The sequence below is a fragment of the Mesorhizobium sp. PL10 genome, assembly GCF_053714315.1.
Genome location: NZ_JBSKBR010000074.1, coordinates 1 through 6,142, shown reverse-complemented (window position 1 = coordinate 6,142; position 6,142 = coordinate 1). Strand labels below are relative to the sequence as shown.

The 6,142-nt window shown below is 58.0% G+C and carries 3 protein-coding genes, 3 pseudogenes and 1 other annotated feature; of the genes and pseudogenes, 1 reads left to right on the top strand and 5 read right to left on the bottom strand.

Features of this window, described 5'->3' with window-relative positions; translation table 11 throughout:
- Positions 1-66: 66 nt before the first annotated feature.
- A pseudogene (locus ACWGTO_RS32450) lies at positions 67-559 on the bottom strand (IS3 family transposase); the annotation flags it as partial.
- 717 nt (positions 560-1,276) lie between these two features.
- Positions 1,277-2,043 (bottom strand): annotated as a pseudogene (locus tag ACWGTO_RS32445) (IS3 family transposase); the annotation flags it as partial.
- Positions 1,643-1,759 (bottom strand) — a sequence feature (AL1L pseudoknot). Its footprint overlaps the pseudogene before it by 117 nt.
- Positions 2,044-2,143: 100 nt before the next feature.
- Here ACWGTO_RS32445 and ACWGTO_RS32440 point away from each other — a divergent pair.
- Positions 2,144-2,332 (top strand): annotated as a pseudogene (locus ACWGTO_RS32440) (hypothetical protein); the annotation flags it as partial.
- A 211-nt stretch (positions 2,333-2,543) separates the two neighbouring features.
- On the opposite strand, the gene ACWGTO_RS32435 reads toward ACWGTO_RS32440, so the two are convergent.
- From ACWGTO_RS32435 to ectB, 3 genes are all read right to left on the bottom strand, one after another.
- The gene (locus tag ACWGTO_RS32435; protein WP_454578803.1) at positions 2,544-3,254 is read right to left on the bottom strand and encodes a hypothetical protein; all 711 of its coding nucleotides are present in this window, start codon (positions 3,252-3,254) and stop codon (positions 2,544-2,546) included.
- 253 nt (positions 3,255-3,507) lie between these two features.
- Positions 3,508-3,741 (bottom strand): ectoine synthase, encoded by a 234-nt coding sequence (locus ACWGTO_RS32430; protein WP_454578802.1) that lies wholly within the window; start codon positions 3,739-3,741, stop codon positions 3,508-3,510.
- Positions 3,742-3,874: 133 nt separating this feature from the next.
- Positions 3,875-5,197, bottom strand: a complete 1,323-nt coding sequence (gene ectB / locus ACWGTO_RS32425) for a diaminobutyrate--2-oxoglutarate transaminase (protein ID WP_454578801.1) — start codon at positions 5,195-5,197, stop codon at positions 3,875-3,877.
- Positions 5,198-6,142 lie beyond the last annotated feature (945 nt).

Sequence of the window (6,142 nt, the reverse complement as noted above, 5' to 3'; positions counted from 1 at the left end):
AAATCAATGACTTACGTGGCTATGTTCTTTTTGTGTTCTCGTCCAGGTGTTCAAGTCGGGTTTGAGTCACGCGGCTATGGCTGGTTCATCCAACCTGGCGTAGTAGCGTTCCTCGGCTTCGGCCGGCGGGATGTTGCCGATGGGCTCCAGCAGCCGGCGATTGTTGAACCAGTCGACCCATTCGAGCGTGGCGAACTCGACGGCCTCGAATGAGCGCCAGGGTCCGCGTCGATGGATCACCTCGGCCTTGTAAAGACCGTTGATCGTTTCGGCGAGAGCATTGTCGTAAGAGTCGCCGACACTGCCCACCGAAGGTTCGACGCCGGCCTCTGCCAGGCGCTCGGTGTATCTGATAGAGACGTATTGGGCTGCCACTATCGCTGTGATGGATGAGCCCGCCTCCCTGCACGGGCCGCCGATCATGGAGAGCCCGTTCCAGAGCGTCCAGAACGAAGCTGGCATGCGCCGTCCGGCTCACCCGCCAGCCGACGATCCTTCGCGCATAGGTGTCGATGACAAAGGCGACATAGACGAAGCCCGTCCAGGTCGCGAGTGGAGTAAGAAGCGCAGCTGCGCTTCTCCTCCCCGAACCGTACTTGCACCTTTCAGCGCATACGGCTCTCTATTTAATCTTGGCCCATGGCCATAGCAACATCATGATAGTTTGAGGTGACGGTGCTGCGAGTTTCGCTCCGGAAGATGTATGGATTGATCTCCGGGTTCCGCCATCGGAACTGCGCCTTGGGACTCGATACCATTCGGCGCAGCGCTTTGCCGACACGGTTTCCGCGTTCACTTCGTCCGTAGACGAGCCAGGTTTTTGCCTTACCCGCATCCGGCGCTCGATACCAGCTCCGCATCAAGGGCTTGATGCGTGACCGATATTTTCGCGCCAGCCAGTGCGCCAGTTTCCAGAACACGACATGGTCGATGTGCCGGAAGGTCCGTGCTGTGAAGTCGGTGAACTTGTAGAAGACCGCCCTACGTCTCCGGCGGCATCATCAGCATTTCGCCTGTTAAGCCGTGTAGGCGAAGGCGACATTTCAGCCCTCGGATGCGGATTAACCGGTTCGTGTTCCTCAACCTTCCAGTGCTACAGCCTCGGGAACCATCTCGGCGTAACGGCTTCGCCTCAATTCCCTTTACCTGCGGGCTACGTCACCCTGCCAGTTGACGACAGGTCACCGCCGCTTGGGCTCATGCCCCCTCACAGCAGGGAGCACGGCATTCTTCAAATCCTCCTTTCTCAATGCATTCCAGTCATATGCACCCCGGACCATCCGGGACGAGGCGCACCGTAGGTGAAGTCGGAGACCCACAGCATGTTCGGCGCCGGGGCATGGAACTGGCGATTGACGTGACCGAGAGGGCATGGTGCCGTCTTGTCATTCACCGTGGTGCGGATCGACTTGCCGCGGATGATGCCTTCGAGGCCCATGGCCCTCATCAGGCGGGCAACCGTGCAGCGGGCGACATCGAAGCCCTCGCGTTGCAACTGCCGCCAGATCTTACGAACGCCGTAGACGCGGAGGTTAGCCTCGAACACGCGTCGGACCTCATCCTTCAAAGCCTCATCCCGCTTCACCCGAGCCGACAGCCGGGAGGGATCGATGCGCTTGGCGACATGGTCGTGGTAGGTCGACGGGGCGATCGGCAGCACCTTGCAGATCGGCTCGACCCCATGCGCCTCGCGGTGATCGTCGATGAACGCGATCATGGCTTGAACCGGCGGTCGAGCTCCGCCTGGGCAAAATACGCGGAAGCCTTGCGAAGGATCTCGTTGGCCTGGCGAAGCTCGCGGTTCTCGCGTTCCAAAGCCTTGAGTTTCGTCGCCACATCCGTAGGCACACCGGCTCGCACGCCACTGTCGCGCTCGGCCTTCTTCACCCACTCATGCAGCGTCTGCGCCGTGCAGCCGATCTTGGCGGCGATCGACGAGACCGCCGCCCACCGCGAGGCATGCTCGCCTTCGTGATCCAGAACCAGCCGCACCGCACGGGCTCGGACCTCGGGAGAGAACTTGTTGGTCGTCTTGCTTGTCATGGCTCCACCTTCTCAGGAGTTGGAGCCTCCGATCAACCCGGGGCGGTTCAGTATTGGTCGAAGAATTCGCACAGGGGCGCTATTATTCCGCTGAGGTGATGGGGGCTTCATCAGCGTCTACGTCGGGCCGCACGAGGCAATAACTTCGCTTACCCGCGACGGAATTGAAGAGCTGGAGCAAATGCTTGCCCATGCTCGCCGCACCACTGACGAATGGAACGACTTCCTCGAAGCCTTCGTCGATGACGAGGAACTCATCGCTCGCATCAAAGCGAAATCTCCACGGTAACAACCGGGCGGTTGCCGAAAGCCTTCAAAGGTCGTGAAACAGCGTGAGACGCCTTGCCCCTTGACCCCATTATGCGGCGGCCCAGCGCCGACCGCGAAGAGAAGCGCGTGACCGCGGACGATACGATCCGGAAAAGAACAGGGGCGGCTTGGCTTCAAGACCCAATCAGAGAAGACTCTCAGAAGGGCTAAGTTCGATAGTAAAATTGTGCTCAAGAAAGCCGCTCGATCGTTTGTGTCGCCGAGTATTTGATTAGTTGGGATAACTCGCGTTGAGTTAGCCAAATGAGCCAGTCGTCATCTTCGATGTCTCGATCAGGTAAACGCAGGACGGATCCATGGGCTTCTCTGTGAAGATAGCCGTATTGATCGGCGATTCCCTTTTGGATAAGCCAAGAAGGCACAAGAGCGTAGATGAAATCGGGGGACCATTTCGCCCATGCCAGCCCAAAAGCGACACCTGCAAGCGTGGGTGCTAAGCCCCGTCCTCTAAGGTCACTTCGGAGCCATAAATCGCCGTGATACGCTACGATACCGCTTATGATCCGAGCAGTGGGCGCGACACAAACACACGACGAACCTGGGCCGGCATGCCTTGCAGGATCCACATAGCAGGATTTCAATGACTCAAGATGGTCAGCCAAGTTGGTAGGCGCTAGATCATCCACACGAAGCGCCTGGACATGCGCTACTTTACCGAATTTATCTTCTCCAACGACCCAAAACGCCTGGCCGGGCTCAAGCTGTGAACAGTCCGGGCGGAAGTTCGGAAAGGTAGGATATTTCCCAGCAATCTTGCTTGTAATTGAAAGGTACTCCTCAAAATCTTCCCCCATCCTGAATTGCACGCCCGCTTTGCGGGCCTTTCGGTCAAGCGAGCAGATATATGTCGATACCTCAAGGGTGGTCGCGTCGTTATGCATAGCAGGGTACTCTACCGCAAGTTTGAAGTGTATTGAAAATCAGGGCCAATTGTCGCGAGCTTCTCGTATCGCAATGTCGTACAATGCGAAGTCCACCGGACAGCCCGCCACGGGAGATCCATCGAAATTCGACGGGCCGTCATACTTTTGGTCTGCGGCTGTGCTCGTGTAGGGTCAGTGTAAGGCGGCCAGAATGACGACCGACAGCGGAGGCGAAGGACCCGAATCTCGCTGCCGACGTGGATTGAGCTTCCTAGGGTGACCTGAGGTCGCTGGTCTCATCATGTACCTCGCGGCCCCCCAACGGAGGTACAAAGACGTAGGCCAACACCAATTCGGTCTCGGCACACAGCAGGTGGGCGTCATGCTTATCGAACGCGTAAATGATGTTCGGTCGCACGACATGGACCCCATCCGTTTGGGAATCCTCGATCGAGCCCGTTCCGGAGATGCAGTAGATCGCCTCAAGGTGGTTCCGATAGTGCATCTTGAGCCGGGCGTCCGGATAGATCCTAGTGATAGGCCCATCACATCGTTCTTGAGGAGCAACCGCCCGCTTTCCCCGCTTGTCGTCTGAACCCGCCGGGCTGTCAGTTTCTCCTCATTGAAATCCCTGACGATCATGATTCAACTCTTGGGCTGCCGTGTTCATTGTGCTGCCCGATCACGCTGTCGATAGCGCCCTCGAGGATATCGAGGCCTTGGGTCAGCTGATCCTCCCCAATGACAAGAGGTGGCAGACACTTCACAACCTCGTCATAAGGACCAGCGGTCTCGACGAGGAGGCCCCTTTGGAAGGCGGTGCTGATGACCTGCCCGGCAATCTCGCCGGACTTCAGATCGATGCCCCGCATCATCCCCCGACCTTTGGCTGACGCTCGGCCTGGGTCGTACTTCTGCGCGATCTGCTCAAGTCGGCTTTTCAGCAAATTGCCTTTCTCCTTGATGGACGCTGCCAAGCTGTCCGTTCGCCAGAAGTGCTCCAGGGCTGCGCGCGCCGTGACGAAAGCATGGCAATTGCCGCGGAACGTGCCGTTGTGCTCTCCCGGCCCCCACTTGTCGAGTTGCCGATCAATAAGGACGAGGGCCATCGGCAAGCCATAGCCCGATATCGATTTCGCCATCGTGACGATGTCCGGGCGGAGACCGGCCGCTTCGAAGCTGAAGAATGCATCGGTCCGGCCAACACCTGCCTGAATGTCGTCTACGATCAGCAGAGCTCCGTGTTTGCGCGCAATGGCGGCAACCTTGCGCAGCCACTCCGTGCCGGCGACATTCAGGCCGCCTTCGCCCTGAACTGTCTCGACAATCACCGCCGCCGGCGCGTCTACTCCGCTGGAGGGATCCGAGAGCAGGTGATCAAGGTAGTGAGCGGTGTCCACACTCGACCCAAGATAGCCATCATAGGGTAGCCGGGTCACGCCGCCGAGCAGCTGGCCGGCGGCTGCGCGGTGGTATCGGCTGCCGGTGCAGGAGAGAGCGCCAAGGCTCACGCCATGAAAGCCGTTGGTGAAGGCTATAATGTTGGGCCGACCAGTGATCTTGCGCGCAAGTTTGAGGGCAGCCTCGACCGCGTTGGCGCCGGTCGGACCGGAAAACTGTACGACGTAGTCTAATTGTCGCGGCCTTAGGATCGTCTCGTGGAATTCTCGCAGAAAAAACTCCTTGGCTTCATTATACAGATCGAGGCCATGGGTGATGCCGTCACTCGCAATGTAGTCTGCGAGCGCGGACTTCAGTTCGGGAGGATTGTGCCCATAGTTTAAACTCGAGCAGCCCATCAGAAAGTCGAGATAGGCTGTCCCATTGCGCGCAAACAGCTGGGCCCCTCGTGCCCGCGCAAAAACGACTGGGAAGCTGCGCGCGTAGCCGCGAACTTCGGACTCTAGACGGTTGAAGATCGCGAATTCCTCCTCGCGATCCGGTGCACTTTGGTGAGTCATCGTTGCCTCCTTATTTAGGTTGGTAGGCAGACCGGCGGGAATGCCCGAAGGACCTCAGAGCGTACGGTGGGGCCGATGGCTATCAAGAGCGTGGAGGGGTCCAATCACCGCCCGGCTCGCTTAGTGAGCACGCAGGTGTGGCGAAATCGCTGCAAAACAGGAACTCCGAGTAAAACGAGTTGCGGCCTAGTTCGCGAAGAGTTCCCATATATTCGGCTGCATGAAACCTTTTCGGAATCTCACTAGCGGCAACTGGATGTTGCGTGGCAACGTGACGCTCCGGCTATCACTGACCATCGAATCCTCCAGGCGAACACAAGTGCGGCCTAGCCTATGTTTCATGATGAGGAGTTCTCAAAAGTCATGCCAATTGCGCCGAGGGCGCCTAACAAAGATTTTCTGAGGTTTGTTCAGTGACTTGACCCGAAGTGCAGCGGACTGCCAAGCTAAAACAATGTGTCGCAGATTCGACAAAAACGACAGTAGGTGTCGATTGTCCGGCGATCTCTCAGGAATGGCGACGGGTTTAACAACGGGGCGTTGGTGCGCGGATCATTAATCGAACTGGCGTAGGTCGCGTCAACAACGCACACGCTGCTCTCTTCCAGAGAGACATCGATTCCCACATAGTGTTCCATGGCTGTTCCTCTCATGATGCTTGGAGCCGATCGCTCGGACTCCGTTTCAACACCATCATTCTGAGGGACAGCCACCCAACATGGCTATGCTCGCGAAGGCCGGCCCATTACATGGGGTAATCGCGGAGCGAGTTGCCTCAAGCTGCCCGATAATGGGAAATGGTGGCTGTATCCCCGATAGGATGGAAATACGGTAATTACCCACCCCCTCGCCCCCTCGATGCGGCATGGTGCGTCGTCACTCGTCGTCGATGTCTGGGTACTGCGGGGGAGCCTTGCCGATCTTGCTGACGATCCTCGGGTAATT

Excerpts from the sequence above, each read along its gene's own strand:
- ACWGTO_RS32435 (WP_454578803.1), bottom strand. The coding sequence starts at position 3,254 with ATGCATAACGACGCGACCACCCTTGAGGTATCGACATATATCTGCTCG.
- ACWGTO_RS32430 (WP_454578802.1), bottom strand. The coding sequence starts at position 3,741 with ATGCACTATCGGAACCACCTTGAGGCGATCTACTGCATCTCCGGAACG.
- ectB (WP_454578801.1), bottom strand. The coding sequence starts at position 5,197 with ATGACTCACCAAAGTGCACCGGATCGCGAGGAGGAATTCGCGATCTTC.